At 72.2% G+C, this 14004-nt stretch carries 16 protein-coding genes; 11 read left to right on the top strand and 5 right to left on the bottom strand.

The window, feature by feature from the left end; genetic code table 11:
• Positions 1 to 204 precede the first annotated feature (204 nt).
• Complete coding sequence (locus tag ACZ4Z2_RS23600) at positions 205 to 942, top strand: NPP1 family protein (RefSeq protein WP_468078623.1); 738 nt, start codon at positions 205 to 207, stop codon at positions 940 to 942.
• 18 nt (positions 943 to 960) lie between these two features.
• Here the strand turns inward: ACZ4Z2_RS23600 and ACZ4Z2_RS23595 are convergent, their stop codons facing one another.
• Entirely contained in the window at positions 961 to 1518 is a 558-nt protein-coding gene (locus tag ACZ4Z2_RS23595; RefSeq protein WP_468078622.1) for a hypothetical protein, read from the bottom strand.
• Positions 1519 to 1632: 114 nt separating this feature from the next.
• A complete protein-coding gene (locus ACZ4Z2_RS23590) occupies positions 1633 to 2142 on the bottom strand; it encodes a RipA family octameric membrane protein (RefSeq protein ID WP_468078621.1) in 510 nt (169 codons plus the stop codon).
• Positions 2143 to 2284: 142 nt separating this feature from the next.
• Between ACZ4Z2_RS23590 and ACZ4Z2_RS23585 the strand changes: the two genes are divergently transcribed.
• Entirely contained in the window at positions 2285 to 3418 is a 1134-nt protein-coding gene (locus ACZ4Z2_RS23585; protein WP_468078620.1) for a hypothetical protein, read from the top strand.
• Positions 3419 to 3531: 113 nt separating this feature from the next.
• Here ACZ4Z2_RS23585 and ACZ4Z2_RS23580 read toward each other — a convergent pair whose 3' ends face one another.
• Positions 3532 to 4245 (bottom strand): copper homeostasis protein CutC, encoded by a 714-nt coding sequence (locus ACZ4Z2_RS23580; RefSeq protein WP_468078619.1) that lies wholly within the window; start codon positions 4243 to 4245, stop codon positions 3532 to 3534.
• Between the two features lie 185 nt (positions 4246 to 4430).
• Here ACZ4Z2_RS23580 and ACZ4Z2_RS23575 point away from each other — a divergent pair, with 185 nt between their 5' ends.
• The 7 genes from ACZ4Z2_RS23575 to ACZ4Z2_RS23545 all read left to right on the top strand — a co-directional run bounded on the left by ACZ4Z2_RS23575 (position 4431) and on the right by ACZ4Z2_RS23545 (position 10850).
• Positions 4431 to 5294: a helix-turn-helix domain-containing protein gene (locus ACZ4Z2_RS23575; RefSeq protein ID WP_468078618.1), complete on the top strand. Its 864-nt coding sequence runs from the start codon at positions 4431 to 4433 to the stop codon at positions 5292 to 5294.
• Complete coding sequence (locus ACZ4Z2_RS23570) at positions 5254 to 5460, top strand: DUF397 domain-containing protein (RefSeq protein ID WP_468078617.1); 207 nt, start codon at positions 5254 to 5256, stop codon at positions 5458 to 5460. Before ACZ4Z2_RS23575 ends, ACZ4Z2_RS23570 begins: the two co-directional genes overlap by 41 nt.
• Before the next feature lie 212 nt (positions 5461 to 5672).
• Positions 5673 to 7094 (top strand): family 43 glycosylhydrolase, encoded by a 1422-nt coding sequence (locus ACZ4Z2_RS23565; RefSeq protein WP_468078669.1) that lies wholly within the window; start codon positions 5673 to 5675, stop codon positions 7092 to 7094.
• Positions 7095 to 7225: 131 nt separating this feature from the next.
• Positions 7226 to 7867, top strand: coding sequence for an HD domain-containing protein (locus tag ACZ4Z2_RS23560; RefSeq protein WP_468078616.1), 642 nt, complete (start codon positions 7226 to 7228; stop codon positions 7865 to 7867).
• A 60-nt stretch (positions 7868 to 7927) separates the two neighbouring features.
• Positions 7928 to 9202 carry a Cmx/CmrA family chloramphenicol efflux MFS transporter gene (locus ACZ4Z2_RS23555; protein WP_468078615.1) on the top strand — a complete coding sequence of 425 codons (1275 nt, stop codon included), beginning with the start codon at positions 7928 to 7930 and terminating at the stop codon, positions 9200 to 9202.
• Positions 9203 to 9211: 9 nt separating this feature from the next.
• Positions 9212 to 9607 (top strand): winged helix-turn-helix transcriptional regulator, encoded by a 396-nt coding sequence (locus ACZ4Z2_RS23550; RefSeq protein WP_468078614.1) that lies wholly within the window; start codon positions 9212 to 9214, stop codon positions 9605 to 9607.
• A gap of 145 nt (positions 9608 to 9752) precedes the next feature.
• The gene (locus ACZ4Z2_RS23545) at positions 9753 to 10850 is read left to right on the top strand and encodes a GNAT family N-acetyltransferase (protein ID WP_468078668.1); all 1098 of its coding nucleotides are present in this window, start codon (positions 9753 to 9755) and stop codon (positions 10848 to 10850) included.
• A 194-nt stretch (positions 10851 to 11044) separates the two neighbouring features.
• On the opposite strand, the gene ACZ4Z2_RS23540 is transcribed toward ACZ4Z2_RS23545, so the two are convergent.
• Complete coding sequence (locus tag ACZ4Z2_RS23540) at positions 11045 to 11317, bottom strand: DUF4031 domain-containing protein (RefSeq protein WP_468078613.1); 273 nt, start codon at positions 11315 to 11317, stop codon at positions 11045 to 11047.
• A complete protein-coding gene (locus ACZ4Z2_RS23535; protein WP_468078612.1) occupies positions 11314 to 11709 on the bottom strand; it encodes a hypothetical protein in 396 nt (131 codons plus the stop codon). The genes ACZ4Z2_RS23540 and ACZ4Z2_RS23535 overlap by 4 nt, the downstream gene beginning before the upstream one ends.
• A 56-nt stretch (positions 11710 to 11765) precedes the next feature.
• Between ACZ4Z2_RS23535 and ACZ4Z2_RS23530 the strand changes: the two genes are divergently transcribed.
• Together ACZ4Z2_RS23530 and murQ are read left to right on the top strand one after the other, a co-directional pair.
• Entirely contained in the window at positions 11766 to 12830 is a 1065-nt protein-coding gene (locus ACZ4Z2_RS23530; RefSeq protein WP_468078611.1) for a MurR/RpiR family transcriptional regulator, read from the top strand.
• Between the two features lie 136 nt (positions 12831 to 12966).
• Positions 12967 to 13944, top strand: a complete 978-nt coding sequence (murQ, locus tag ACZ4Z2_RS23525; protein WP_468078610.1) for an N-acetylmuramic acid 6-phosphate etherase — start codon at positions 12967 to 12969, stop codon at positions 13942 to 13944.
• The last annotated feature ends 60 nt before the right edge of the window (positions 13945 to 14004 follow it).

Genomic DNA, 14004 nt, shown 5'->3' with positions numbered 1-14004 from the left:
CACAACGTTTGATTCTTCATCACTCCGACACCTCCCGACTCTTGTGCGCTACCCGCCGGTAGGGCGAATCTGACCTGCGCATGCCATCCCCCCCGTTCGGTGTGCCCCACCCCGGCCCCCGGGCGTCCCCCGCGCCGCGGTCATCAGGAGGTCGCAGTGAAGACAAGTCCGCGCTCTGGCAGGTCCCGTCGTCTGAAGAGATCCGTGTTCACCGTGGGCGGCGCCCTCGCCCTGGTCGTCGGCGTGGCCGGCAGCGCGTACGCCGCCCCGCCCGGGGCCCTGCCCGCCAACGCGGAGGCGCTGGAGAGGACATGGCAGCCGGCGTACGACTACGACACCGACGGCTGCTACTCGACCCCGGCGATCGGCCCCGACGGCACGGTCAACGGCGGCCTCAAGCCCACCGGCGCGCTCAACGGCGGCTGCCGGGACGCGTCCGACCTGGACAACACCAACGGCTACGCGCGCTCCAAGTGCAACAACGGCTGGTGCGCGATCCTGTACGACCTCTACTTCGAGAAGGACCAGGCGGTCGCCGGCAGCAGCATCGGCGGCCACCGCCACGACTGGGAGCACGTGGCCGTGTGGGTGCAGAACGGCACCGCGCAGTACGTGTCGACGTCCGCGCACGGCGGCTTCAGCGTCCACCCGGCGTCGTCGGTCCGCTGGGACGGCACCCACGCCAAGATCGTCTACCACAAGGACGGCATCCGCACGCACTGCTTCCGCCTCGCGGGCTCGGGCGACGAGCCCCCGGAGAACCACAAGGGCACCTGGCAGTACCCGCCGCTCGTCGGCTGGAACGGCTACCCGTCCGGCATCCGCGAGAAGCTGGTCTCCTACGACTTCGGCAGCGCCAACTTCGGCCTGAAGGACGGCAGTTTCGAGTCCAACCTGGCGAAGGCGAAGCCGGCGGGGATCACCTTCGACCCGTACGCGTGACAGGACCGCCGCCAGGGATCACCTTCGACCCGTACGCCTGACGGGACCGCCGCCAGGGCCGTGCCCGGCTCCGTTGTCCGGAGCGCGGCCCTCGGCCTCCCGGCTCGCGCCAGCCGGCCAGACGACGTCCACGGGGAGGCCCGCGCGGTGGGCGTCGGCCACGGCCGTGGCGGTGCCTCCCCGGGCGGTGGACGTCTCGCCGTCCCAGACGGCGACCAACCGGTGAGCCCGCCGCACCAGTTCGCGGTTGGCGTCCTCGTACGCGCGCCCGCCCGCGCTGTCGTGGTCGAGGACGAACACCTCGTCCGCGGCCCCGACCAGCCGGTCGAACGTTTCGGCATGCGCGGCGTCCGCCAGGCGGTCCCGGTAGTCCCGCGCCGGGATCACCGCGACGAGCCGGCCGCCGAGCGCGAGGACCACCTCCGCGAAGAGCGAGTCGGCGCCTTCGGCGAGACACGACAGCCCGGTGATCCCCTCCTCCGCGTACGGCCCGAGGAACTCCCGTAGGGCCCGCCGGACGAGGGGAACGCTCGCCCCGGTCAGATCCATGTGCCCGGTCACGGCGATGGCGATCAACAGGCCCCCACCCACTCGGCTGGCTCGGCTGGAACGAATCCGCGGATCGTATGCCGCGCCCCCTCCGACGGGAAGTACCCGGGGGCGCGCCCGGTGGCCCACGCGTCCGGGGCTCTAGAGCGCCAGGGCCAGGAACCCCACCACGTACGCGGCGACGAAGAGCGGCGGAACCCACTGTTCCAGGCGGGTCAGAGGCACATACCGGCGCCAGTCCTCGCCCTCCCCCAGCTCGGTCCACTCCGCGCGGGAGTACGCGTACGCGGGGAGCCGGTTCTCGAACGCGCCGATCACCGCCCACTTCGCCGTGTTCAGCTGGCGGTAGGAGCGGACCATCAGGTACCACGCCGCGCACTGCCCGACGAGGATCACGAGGCCGGCGAGCAGCAGCCAGACCGACACCCGCCCCGGACGCGGCCCCAGCCCCGCGACCATGGCCGTGGCGATCGCGCTGTTGAGCGACAGGAAGAAGGTGTTGGCAGCGCCCCGCCGCGCGCTGACGCGGTCGGCGGTCTCGACGCAGAGCTTGTACTGCTCGAAGAGCATGCCCAGGTACGGGGCATTGGCGGGGGTGTAGCTGTCGGGGGCGACGTCGGAGTTCCACAGGGAGTGGTGGAGGTCTGCCATGGGCTCAGCATGGCCGCGGCGTCGGCACGGCGGACGGGCACGTACGCGCGCGTGCCACGAAAGAGGGAATCCGGTGCCGTTCCGCTCGTCAACGGGCCGTGTTCGATTGCCGGTTGCGCGGCACGTCCGCTCGGCTGTTCTCATGACCGAACACCCCCCGCCCACCTCCCAGCTCCCTCCCCCGCCTTCGCCGGGACAGCCGGCCGTCCTCCCTCCCTTCGGCACGCCCCGGAGACGGCAGCGGCCCGTGCTGGGCTGCCTGTCGCGGCTCGTGGGCCTCGTCCTCACGTTCTTCGGCGGACTGGTGTTCATCATGGCTGCCGTGCGGAAGAACACCGTCTGGATCCAGGTGTCACCGGACGCCCAACCCCTGTGGCTGAACCTGCTGATCCTCGTGGGGTGCGGCCTGTGGGGCGCGGGCCTGCTGGTCGCGGGCAGGTCGCTGCGGCGGCACGGACGCCGCCATCACGTCCGGGTGGTCCGCACGCTGGAGGAGGCCCGGCGCGAACCGTACGTCCTGTATCTGCGCCCCTTCACCGAGGACGTCACCGGCAGGGCGATGCCGCACGCGTTCAGCCGCTGGCAGGGGCTGGGCGGCGCACTCGTGAACGGCAGTTCCCTCACCTTGGAGGAGGGCGTGTGCCGGATCTTCAACGGGTTCGGGCGCCCGCTCGCCGTGGGCGAACCCGACGAGGCGCTCCCCCTCGCCGGCTGCCGCCGCCTCTACCTCCCCCTGCACGACTGGCAGCCCACCGTCACCTCCCTCATCACGGACGCCCGCCTGGTGCTCCTCGTGGCGGGCACCAGCGAGGGCACGCTGTGGGAGCTGACGGAGGTGATGCGGCTGCGCCGACCCGAGTCCGTGCTGGTCATGCTGTACGCCGAGCGGGGCTCGGACCTGTACGACGTGCGGGAGGCGTACGAGGACTTCCGGGCCGCCGCCGAGCGGGTACTGACCGAGCGGGCGGAGGAGCTGCGCCGGGTCCACGGCCCCGACTGGCAGCCGCCGCGCTTCCCGCCCCTGCCCGGCTTCGAGTCCCCGAACCGCCTGCGGTGGACGCTGCTCCTGCGGGCCGTCATCCGCTTCCGCTCCGACTGGACACCGGAGATCGTGCACCTCGACCCCACGGCCGTCACGGCGTGGACGTACGAGGGCCGCGTCCGCAAGCTGACCCGCACGCAACTGGCGCCGCTGTTGGCCCGGTTGCACGAGGACCTGCACGGGACACCGGGCGGCCGGACCCGGTCGGCGGTGCTGCCGGCGGACCCCCGCTGACGGACGGGCCCCGCCGACCCACCTGCACCTCGGCATTCGGGCGCCCCGGCATTCGGGCGCCCCGGCCTTCGGGCGCCCCGACGTTCGGGCACCCCGGCATTCGGGCGGTGCCCTCAGTGGGCCACCGCGCTGCCGACGCCCGCGTCCAGCGCGGTCCGCCACTCCCTTACGGCGTCGGCGTCGACCGGCGCGTCCCAGCCGCCGGGCCGTGCGGCGCCGCCGATGTGGAAGGCGTCGAGGCCGGCGGCGCGCAGGCGGGGCAGATGGTCGAGGCGGAGACCGCCGCCGACCATGAGCCGCGCGCCGAAGCCGGGCTCGCCGCGCCGCGCGGCCTCCGCGAGCAGGGTCGGCAGTCCGGCGTCGACGCCGTCCCCCGAGCCCGCCGTGAGATACGTGTCCAGCCCCGGCAGGTCGGCGAGCCGCTTGCGCAGGCCCTCGCGGTCGGCGGCGCGGTCGATGGCGCGGTGGAACGTCCAGCGGCAGCCGTCGAGTTCGGCGACCAGCCGTCCGATGACGGACAGGTCGGGCTCACCGAGCGGGTCGAGGAACCCCAGCACGAACTCCTCCGCCCCGGCCGCCCGCATGTCGCACGCGACCCGCACGAGCGCGTCCGCGTCCCCCGCCGCGAACCCGTCGGCGAGCCGCAGCATCACCCGCGCCGGGATGTCCACGGCCGCCCGCACCTCGGCGAACGTCCGCACGGACGGGGACAGCCCGTCGGCGCGCATGTCGGCGACCAGCTCCAGCCGGTCGGCTCCGCCGGTCTGCGCGGCGACGGCGTCCCTGGCGTCCAGGGCGATGACCTCAAGGAGGACGGGCGTGGCCATGGGGCCCCTTCCGGTTCGGGCACGTCGTACGACGACAGCGGGCGGCAACAGGTCTAGTCCAATTTACCAACAACCCCGCCCGTTGGGTCCGCCCCTCACGATTCGCTCACATCCGGCCACGCTCCGCATCTACGCTCGGGCGGCGCAGGCCCGACAAGACCGGCTGTCAGAGAGGACGTCGTCCGATGAGCAACACGAAGACCCTCGACCCGTCGCAGTCCACCCGCGCCCTGTACGGCGCGGAACTCCGCCACCGCCGCGAGCGGGCCGGGATGACCCAGGAGGAGCTGGGGGCGGCGATGTTCATCAGCGGTGCGTACGTGGGGATGCTGGAGGCGGGGGTACGGCGGATGCAGCCGGAGTTCGCGAGGATGGCGGACCAAGTGCTGGACGCGGACGGGTTCTTCACACGGAACCTGGAGGCCGCGCGGAAGTCCCCGTACGAGCATCACTTCGCGGACGTGGTGGAGTTCGAGGGCCTGGCCCAGACGATCAGGGACTGGGCGCCGATCCTGGTACCGGGGCTGCTCCAGACGGCGGGGTACACGCGGGCGGTGGTGCGAGCGTACGACCCGGTCCTGACGGAGGACGTGGTGGAGGAACGGGTCGCCGCCCGCAAGGCCCGCGCGCACATCTTCGGCGACCCGAGGAGGCCGCGGTACTGGGCGGTCCTGGACGAGATGGTGCTACGGCGCCCGGTGGGCGGCCCGGCGGTGATGGCGGAGCAGCTCCGGCACATCGCGGCGATGGTCCGACGGAACCGGATCATCGTGCAGGTACTGCCGCTGGCGGAGAGGGCGAACGCTGGCATGGAAGGCATCTTCAAGTTGATGACCTTCGAGGACGCCCCTCCCATCGTCTACAACCAAGCGTCCGAAACGGGCCGCCTGTTCGACGATCCGGCTGTGGTGACCCGTTCCACGCTGACCTACGATCTGCTTGGGGGTTCGGCGCTGTCGCCTGGCTCGTCCCTCCATCTGATCGAGCAGGCGGCCAAGGAGTACGAGGATGCGCATTGCTCCCGATCTGAGGACCGTGACTTGGCGTAGGAGCAGCTACAGCGGCGGAACCAGCGCGGAGTGCGTCGAAGTCTCCGACGACCTCCCCGGCCTCCTCCCCGTCCGCGACAGCAAGAACCCCACCGGCGGTGTGCTGCTCATCGGCGCCGCCGCCTGGTCGGCGTTCGTCGCGGCGGCGGGCCGGGAGCTCATCTGAGTGATCCGGTGAGGCGACCGGGGCTCACAGGCCAGAAAACGCCTTGGCCGAAAGCATTGACTGGCGCAGGAACAGAACCTAGCTTTTGGCCGAACTTGCGAACGGTGTTCGAAATACCGACGAGGGGAGAAGGTGGTATTTCCGCATCGCCGCCAGCACCAAGGGAGTAATCAGTGGGACCTGAATTCACCCGTCGGACCATCCTCGGCCTGATGGCCGGCTCCGCAGCAGCCGCATTCACCGGCATCTCGGCCGGTACCGCCCGCGCCGCCGTGCCCGCCTCACCCGGCGTGACGTACACGAACACCATCGCCGAGCAGCGGGCCGACCCGCACATCTTCAAGCACACCGACGGGTTCTACTACTTCACCGCGACCGTGCCGGCGTACGACCGCATCGTGCTGCGCCGGGCCACCACGATCCAGGGGCTCACCTCGGCCACCGAGACGACCATCTGGACCAGGCCCGCCACCGGCACGATGGGCGGCTACATCTGGGCCCCGGAGATCCATTTCATCGGTGGCAAGTGGTACATCTACTTCGCCGCCGGTGACGCCAACAACGTCTGGCACATCCGGCCCTACGTCCTGGAGTGCGCGGACGCGAACCCGATCACGGGCACCTGGACGGTGAAGGGCCGTATCGCGCTGCCGCTGGACACCTTCTCGCTGGACGCGACGACCTTCGACGTGAACGGCACCCGCTATCTCGCCTGGGCGCAGAACGACCCGGCCGTCGGTCGCGGCACCAACATCTACCTCGCGCAGATGTCCAACCCGTGGACCATCACCGGCGCCCCGGTCATGCTCAGCCGGCCGACCGCCGCATGGGAGACCGCCGGAGGGGAGACGGTCAACGAGGGCCCGGCCGTGATCCAGAAGAACGGCAAGGTCTTCATGACCTTCTCGGCCAGCGCCACCGACTCCAACTACTGCATGGGCATGCTGACCGCGTCCGCCACGGCCAACCTGCTCAGCGCCTCGTCGTGGGCCAAGAGCACCGGCCCGGTGTTCGCGAGCTTCGCCGCCACCAGCCAGTACGGCCCCGGGCACAACCAGTTCACGGTCTCCGAGGACGGCAAGTCGGACATCCTCGTCTACCACGACCGCAGCTACAAGGACATCAGCGGCTCCCCGCTCAACGACCCCAACCGCCGCACCCGCGTCCAGAAGATCTACTGGAAGGCCGACGGCACCCCCGACTTCGGCATCCCGGTCGCGGACGGCCTCACCCCGATCCGGCTCTCCTCCTACAACTTCCCCGACCGGTTCATCCGGCACTGGGAGTACCGCGCCAGGATCGAGGCGAACGTCGCCCCGCTCGCCGACTCCCAGTTCCGCGTCGTCACCGGACTCACCGGCAGCGGCACCGTCTCCCTGGAGTCGGCGAACTTCCCCGGCTACTACCTGCGGCAGAAGAACGGGGAGGTGTGGGTGGAGAAGAACGACGGAACGGCACAGTTCGCCGGTGACGCCTCCTACATGGAGCGGGCCGGTCTCGCGGACTCCGCCGGCGTCTCGTACGAGTCGTTCACCTTCCCGGGCCGCTACATACGCCACTACAACTACCTGCTGTACGTCCAGGCCCCCACCACCACGACGGCGCGGGCCGACGCCACCTTCTACAAGCAGTAGGCCCCTGCTGCACCCGGCACGCCGCACCTCGGGCAGCTCCGACGCCCCCCCCTGGGCCGAGGGGCTGCCCCGGGTGAAGCCTGCCAAAGGTCGGGGGATCCGGCGGACGCCCGCCACGGCAGAATGCCCCCATGCCCCTCGACCCGCTGGAAGACCGCTGGCTCCAGGCCCTGCTCCCCGCCCGTGACGGCGCGTCCCGCCCGGACCCGCTCCCCTACGCGGCGAACCTGATCAAGCGGTGGTCCGAGCCCCAGCGGAAGTACCACACGCTCGATCACCTCAGGGCGGTGCTGGACCGCGTCGACATGCTGGAGCAGTACGCGGCGGACCCGGCTCTCGTACGGCTGGCCGCCTGGTTCCACGACGCGGTGTACCTGCCGGAGCGGTCGACGAACGAGGAGCGCTCCGCGCGGCTCGCCGAGCGGGCGCTGCCGGAGGCCGGGGTACCGGCGGAGAAGGTCGCGGAGGTGGCCCGGCTGGTGCGGCTCACCGTCACCCACGACCCGGCGGACGACGACCCCAACGGCCAGGTCCTCTGCGACGCCGACCTGGCGATCCTCGCCTCGCCCCCGGACGCGTACGCGGCGTACGCCGCCGCCGTCCGCGAGGAGTACGGCTTCGTCCCCGACGACGCCTTCCGCGAGGGCCGGGCAGCCGTACTCCGCCACCTCCTCACCCTGCCCCACCTCTTCAGAACCCCCTACGGGCGGCAGGAGTGGGAGGCCCGGTCCCGCGCGAACCTGCGGGCGGAACTGAGCGAGCTGACGGGCTGACGGGCTGACGGGCTGAGCCCCCGGGGAATGCCACCGCCACGCCCTCGGTTGGCGTTGTATATGTCCTCCGACGCCGCCGCAGACCGTGACCGTTCCCGCCACCGTCCCGCTCCCCAGCCGGGTAACCGTGTCCCGCTCTCCGTCTACGTCCTCGGGCTCGCCGTCTTCGCGCTCGGTACGAGTGAGTTCATGCTGTCGGGGCTGCTGCCGCCGATCGCCGAGGACATGGACGTGTCCATCCCTCGCGCGGGGCTCCTCATCTCGGCGTTCGCGATCGGCATGGTCGTCGGCGCGCCGCTGCTGGCCGTGGCGACGCTGCGGCTGCCGCGCCGGACGACCCTCATCACACTGATCACCGTCTTCGGTGTGGGACAGGTCGCGGGCGCCCTCGCCCCCAACTACGCCGTGCTGTTCGCCTCGCGCGTCGTGAGCGCGCTCGCGTGCGCCGGGTTCTGGGCGGTGGGGGCCGCCGTCGCCGTCGCGATGGTGCCCGTCACCGCGCGGGCCCGCGCCCTCGCGATCATGATCGGCGGACTGTCGATCGCCAACGTGCTGGGCGTTCCGGCGGGCGCCTTCCTCGGGGAGCACTTCGGGTGGCGGTCGGCGTTCTGGGCGGTCGCCGTGGCGTCGGCGATAGCCCTGGTAGGGGTCGCCGCGCTCGTCCCGGCCATCCCGCTGCCCGCCGAGCGCCCCCGGCTCGGCGCCGAGGCCCGCATCTACCGCGAGCCGCAGGTCTGGCTCTCCATCGCCGTCGTGGCGCTCGCCGCCGGCGGCGTGTTCTGCGCGTTCAGCTATCTCGCGCCGCTGCTCACCGACGTCGCCGGACTCGACGACGGATGGGTGCCGACGGTCCTCGCGCTGTTCGGGGTGGGCGCGCTGATCGGCACGGCGGTCGGCGGGCGGATCGCCGACGCGCACCTCTTCGGGGTGCTGCTCACCGGCATAGCGGCCTCCACCGTCCTCCTCGTCGCACTCGCGCTCCTCGCCTCGTACGCCGTCGCCGCCGTCCTGCTCTCCTTCCTCCTCGGCGTCTCCTGCTTCTACACGGCACCCGCGCTCAACGCCCGGATGTTCAACGTCGCCGGGGCGGCCCCCACCCTCGCCGGTGCCACCACGACCGCCGCGTTCAACCTCGGCAACACCGGCGGGCCCTGGCTGGGCGGCGCGGTCATCGACGCGGGGTTCGGATTCACGTCGACGGCCTGGGCGGGCGGGGCGCTCACGGCGACCGCCATCGGCATCACGGCGGTGTCGCTGCGGATGCACCGGCGCAGGGGGCCGTCACGGATCGTGGAAACGGGCACTAACTCGGCGAAAGTGCCAGCCTCGAAGTAGGGTACGGACATGGCAGTGAGTGAGGTCAGCCTCGTCGAACGGGCCCGCACGGTGGCCGACGGCGTCACGATGTGCCCGGAGCGCGTCGCCCTGGAGCACATCACCAGCCGCTGGGGCACCCTCGTCCTGATCGCCCTGCTCGACCGCTCCTACCGCTTCGGGGAGCTGCGCCGGGAGATCGGCAGGGTCAGCGAGAAGATGCTCACGCAGACCCTCCAGACGCTGGAGCGCGACGGCATCGTCCACCGCGACGCCAAGCCGGTCATCCCGCCCCACGTCGACTACTCCCTCACCCCGCTCGGCCGCGAGGCCGCCGAACAGGTCCGCGCCCTCGCCAGCTGGACCGCCGAGCGCATGACCGCGATCGAGAAGGCCCGCGAGGAGTACGACGCGGCGAAGGGCTGAGCGGCCACGGCCGCCGTACGTTCGGCGCCCCCGCCACGCCCCACCACTGCCACCAGTCGCGCCCCGCGACCCCGGCGCGCCCCCTGGACGTAAATCCGTTCGTCCTCCCGCGCCGCCCCCGCCTATCCTCACGCCCATGCGACCAATGGGTGGGGAACAGGTACTGGAAGCCGTCGGGCACAGCGTGGCCGTGCTGCGGGGGGCCGTCGACCGGGACTGGGTGGGGACCAAGGCGGGGCGGCTGGACTGGAACTGCCGTAAGACCGCCGACCACGTCTCCTCGGACCTGATCGCCTACGCGGGCCAGCTGGCGGGGCGTGCCCAGAGCGCGTACGTACCGTTCCTCATCGACACCACGGAGTGCGAGGACAACGCCGACCTGCTGCACGTCATCGAGACGACCGGCGCCATCCTCGCCGCCACCGTGGACACCACCCCCGGCGACGTGCGCGCCTTCCACCCCTACCCCTTCCGCTTCGCCGACCGCGAGGGGTTCGCGGCGATGGGCGTCACCGAAGTGCTCCTGCACACGCACGACATCGTCGAGGGCCTCGGACTGACCCCGTACGAGGCCCCTAGGCATTTGTGCGAATCGGTGCTCGCCAGGCTGTTCCCGCACGTCAGGCCCGGTGACGACCCCTGGGCGACCCTCCTGTGGGCCACCGGCCGCGCCGATCTGCCGGACCGGGCCCCGGTCACCGGCTGGAAGTGGAGCAACCCGCTGCACATCGACGCCGAGCGCATCGTCCTCAAGGGCATCCACCCGGCGGCCGCCGCGGACCTCGCCGAGGGCGGCACCGGCGGCTTCGACTGGATCGTCGGCGGCCCGGTGGAGGGCACGCGGGTCGGCGCCGGCCTGGTGTTCCAGGCGTACGAGGCCGGGGTGCACCGGCCCGAGTGGGGCATGTACGTCCTCGTCCGCAAGGAGGACGGGCTCGCTCTCGGCGCGCTCGGCTACCACGGGGCCCCCGACGAGGAGGGCCGTGTCGAGATCGGCTACGACCTGGTCGAGGGGGCGCGCGGGCGCGGCTACGCCACGGAGGCGCTGCGCGCGCTGGCCGACTGGGCGCGCGAGCGGGCGCGCGAACAGGGCGACGTCCGGTCCCTCTTCGCCGTCGTCGACAAGGTCAACACCCCCTCCCACGGCGTGGTGACCCGCGCCGGGTTCGAGCAGGTGAGCGACGACTGGGGCGACGGGGAGCACGGCGAGCAGTGCGCGTACGAACTCCGCCTGCCCGCCTGAGCCGACGCGCGGGGCGTGACGCGCACGGGGTCTGACGCATACGGGGGCGTGACGCGCACGGGGCCCTGACGCGTACGGGAGCGTGACCACGCCTGCGTACGCGAGCGTGACCCACGCCCGCGTACGGGGGCGTGACCCACGCGTGGCACGTACGCGGGGCCTCACACAGAGGCGGGCCTCACGTACGCGGGCCGTCACCGCCCGACGACCCGCCCCTTGGGACGCCGCAGGCCCGCCGCTGTGAGCCGGCGGAGCAGTTCCTTCGAGCCGACCTCCACCGCGCCCGCGGCCACGACGTCCTCGTAGCGGTGGGACGGGATGTCGTAGTGGTCGCGTTCGAAGGCGCGCTCGGGGACGCCGACCCGGCGGGCGAAGTCGTGCAGCTCGTCGAAGGAGACGTCGCTGACCAGGTGGGACCACATCCGGCCGTGTCCCGGCCAGGTCGGCGGATCGATGTAGAGGGTCACGAGGGCGACGACCTCCCGGTGGCGGTCCCCAGGGCCCCGACCGGCGCGACCCGGACCCCCGCCTTGTGGCACACCCACCGGGGGTCGGGCCCCAGCTCCGGCTCCACGTCGAGGGCGTGTGGATCGCCCGAGCCGCAGACCGGGCAGAGCGGCCAGCGCCCGTACCGCTCCAGCAGGGCGTCCTGGACGTCCTGCGCGATCAGCCCGGCGACGTACTCCGCGCCGTCCGGCCACTGCTCGACCCACCAGCGGCGCTGGGCGACGGATTCCTCGACCATCGAGACGACGTCGGCCTCGGCGACCTCCTGGGCGACCAGATCGGCGAGCACGAGCGCACGGGCCGCGTGCAAGGCCTGCTCAAGGGGGCTCACGGGATCACTGCCGGGACTCATGCCTCCATTGTGCGCACCCTTGACCGCACACCAGAGCGGAAAATATCTTTCATGGTGTGAGTGATGAGGTGAAGGAAATTTTCGCGCGAAGGGAAGGACGGACACCACCGGAGGCGTCCCCGGCCGAGGGCCGGAAGCCGGCCGCCGAAGGCCGGCCGCCCACGGCCGAGAGCCCGGAGGCGGGCCGCGGCGGCGGTGCAGGCCGCGGCGCGGGAGGCCGCGGCGGTGAGGCCGCTCCCCCCGCTCCCGCCGCCCTCGCCGCGAAGGTACGTACGCTCGCGCCGTCCATGACCCGCTCCATGCAGCGCGTCGCGGAGGCGGTGGCGAGCGATCCGGCCGCGTGCGCGGCGCTCACGGTCACCGGCCTCGCCGAACGCACCGGCACCAGCGAGGCGACGGTCGTCCGCACGGCCCGGCTCCTCGGCTACCCCGGCTACCGCGACCTGCGCCTCGCCCTGGCCGGTCTCGCCGCCCACCAGCAGTCGGGCCGCGCGCCCTCCGTCACGGCCGACATCGCGGTGGACGACCCGCTGCCCGACGTCGTCGCCAAGCTCGCGTACGACGAGCAGCAGACCCTCGCGGACACGGCGGCCGGACTCGACATGGTCCAGCTGGGCGCGGCGGTCGGGGCGCTGGCCGGGGCCCGCCGGATCGACGTGTACGGGGTCGGGGCGTCCGGGCTGGTCGCGCAGGACCTCGCGCAGAAGCTGCTGCGTATCGGGCTGATAGCCCAGGCGCACAGCGACCCGCACCTCGCCGTCACCAACGCGGTGCAGCTGCGCGCGAAGGACGTGGCCATCGCGATCACCCACTCCGGTTCGACGGGCGACGTCATCGAGCCGCTGCGGGTCGCCTTCGACCACGGTGCGACGACGATCGCGATCACGGGGCGGCCGGACGGTCCGGTCTCCCAGTACGCCGACCACGTCCTGACGACGTCGACCGCGCGGGAGAGCGAGCTGCGTCCGGCGGCGATGTCCTCCCGGACGAGCCAGCTGCTGGTGGTGGACTGCCTGTTCATCGGGGTGGCCCAGCGGACGTACGAGTCCGCGGCGCCCGCGCTGTCGGCGTCGTACGAGGCGCTGGCGCACCGGCACAGGAGTGGAGGGCCGTCGCGCTAGGGCTGCCGAAGGCGGGTACCGCAGTCGTCTCCTCTCCTCCCTCCCCCCAGCCGGGGACGCTTCCCCTCTGCCTGTCGGGGACGCTCCCTCTCCCTGCCGGGGAGGCCGATCGCACCGTACGGAAATGAGTCACCGCATGCCTTCCCTCCCTGACCTCCCCTACGGCTCCAGCCCGAACGACCTCGCCGTACGAGCGGAGCTGGAGTCGCTGACGACCGAGGCGTTCCGCCCCGACCTGGCGGACATCGACCGGCTGCCGACCCTCGACATCGCGAAGCTGATGAACGGCGAGGACGCGACCGTCCCGGCGGCGGTGTCCGCGCGGCTGCCGCTGATCGCGGAGGCCATCGACGCGATCGCGGAGCGGATGTCACGGGGTGGCCGCCTGATCTACGCGGGCGCGGGAACGGCCGGACGGCTCGGGGTCCTCGACGCGTCCGAGTGTCCGCCGACCTTCAACACGGCGCCGTCCCAGGTGCTGGGCCTGATCGCCGGGGGCCGGGACGCGGTGATCACGTCGATCGAGGGCGCGGAGGACTCGGCGGACCTGGCCCGCGAGGACCTCGGCGCGCTGGCGCTGACCCCGGACGACACGGTGGTGGGCGTCTCGGCCTCCGGCCGCACGCCGTACGCGATCGGCGCCGTCGAGTACGCGCGGGCCCGTGGCGCCCTCACGGTGGGGCTTGCCTGCAACGCGTCCAGCGCGCTCGCCAAGGCCGCCGACCACGGCATCGAGATCGTCGTCGGGCCGGAACTGCTGACGGGCTCCACCCGCCTGAAGGCGGGCACCGCCCAGAAGCTGGTCCTCAACATGCTCTCGACGATCACGATGATCCGGCTGGGCAAGACCTACGGGAACCTCATGGTCGACGTCCGCGCCACCAACGACAAGCTCCGGGCCCGTTCCCACCGCATCGTCGCGCTCGCGACGGGTGCGACGGACGAGGAGATCGACAAGGCCCTGACCGCCGCGAACGGCGAGGTCAAGACAGCCATCCTCACCCTTCTGAGCGACACCGACGCCCCCACGGCGACCCGCCTGCTCCAGGAGAACCAGGGCCACCTGCGAGCGGCCCTGGCAGCGGCGGCGACGACGAGGACGAGGACGAGCTGAGGGGACGCCGGCGGCGGACGACTCTCAGGAATTTCGACCGACTCTCAGGAACTCGACCAA

The sequence above is a fragment of the Streptomyces sp. NPDC030183 genome (assembly GCF_055573455.1).
Note: the sequence above shows the minus strand (reverse complement) of the source record. Positions and strands in the feature narration are given on the sequence as shown.

Excerpts from the sequence above, each read along its gene's own strand:
- ACZ4Z2_RS23590 (WP_468078621.1), bottom strand. The coding sequence starts at position 2,142 with ATGGCAGACCTCCACCACTCCCTGTGGAACTCCGACGTCGCCCCCGAC.
- ACZ4Z2_RS23585 (WP_468078620.1), top strand. The coding sequence starts at position 2,285 with ATGACCGAACACCCCCCGCCCACCTCCCAGCTCCCTCCCCCGCCTTCG.
- ACZ4Z2_RS23580 (WP_468078619.1), bottom strand. The coding sequence starts at position 4,245 with ATGGCCACGCCCGTCCTCCTTGAGGTCATCGCCCTGGACGCCAGGGAC.
- ACZ4Z2_RS23575 (WP_468078618.1), top strand. The coding sequence starts at position 4,431 with ATGAGCAACACGAAGACCCTCGACCCGTCGCAGTCCACCCGCGCCCTG.
- ACZ4Z2_RS23570 (WP_468078617.1), top strand. The coding sequence starts at position 5,254 with ATGCGCATTGCTCCCGATCTGAGGACCGTGACTTGGCGTAGGAGCAGC.
- ACZ4Z2_RS23565 (WP_468078669.1), top strand. The coding sequence starts at position 5,673 with ATGGCCGGCTCCGCAGCAGCCGCATTCACCGGCATCTCGGCCGGTACC.
- ACZ4Z2_RS23560 (WP_468078616.1), top strand. The coding sequence starts at position 7,226 with ATGCCCCTCGACCCGCTGGAAGACCGCTGGCTCCAGGCCCTGCTCCCC.
- ACZ4Z2_RS23555 (WP_468078615.1), top strand. The coding sequence starts at position 7,928 with ATGTCCTCCGACGCCGCCGCAGACCGTGACCGTTCCCGCCACCGTCCC.
- ACZ4Z2_RS23550 (WP_468078614.1), top strand. The coding sequence starts at position 9,212 with ATGGCAGTGAGTGAGGTCAGCCTCGTCGAACGGGCCCGCACGGTGGCC.
- ACZ4Z2_RS23545 (WP_468078668.1), top strand. The coding sequence starts at position 9,753 with ATGGGTGGGGAACAGGTACTGGAAGCCGTCGGGCACAGCGTGGCCGTG.
- ACZ4Z2_RS23535 (WP_468078612.1), bottom strand. The coding sequence starts at position 11,709 with ATGAGTCCCGGCAGTGATCCCGTGAGCCCCCTTGAGCAGGCCTTGCAC.
- murQ (WP_468078610.1), top strand. The coding sequence starts at position 12,967 with ATGCCTTCCCTCCCTGACCTCCCCTACGGCTCCAGCCCGAACGACCTC.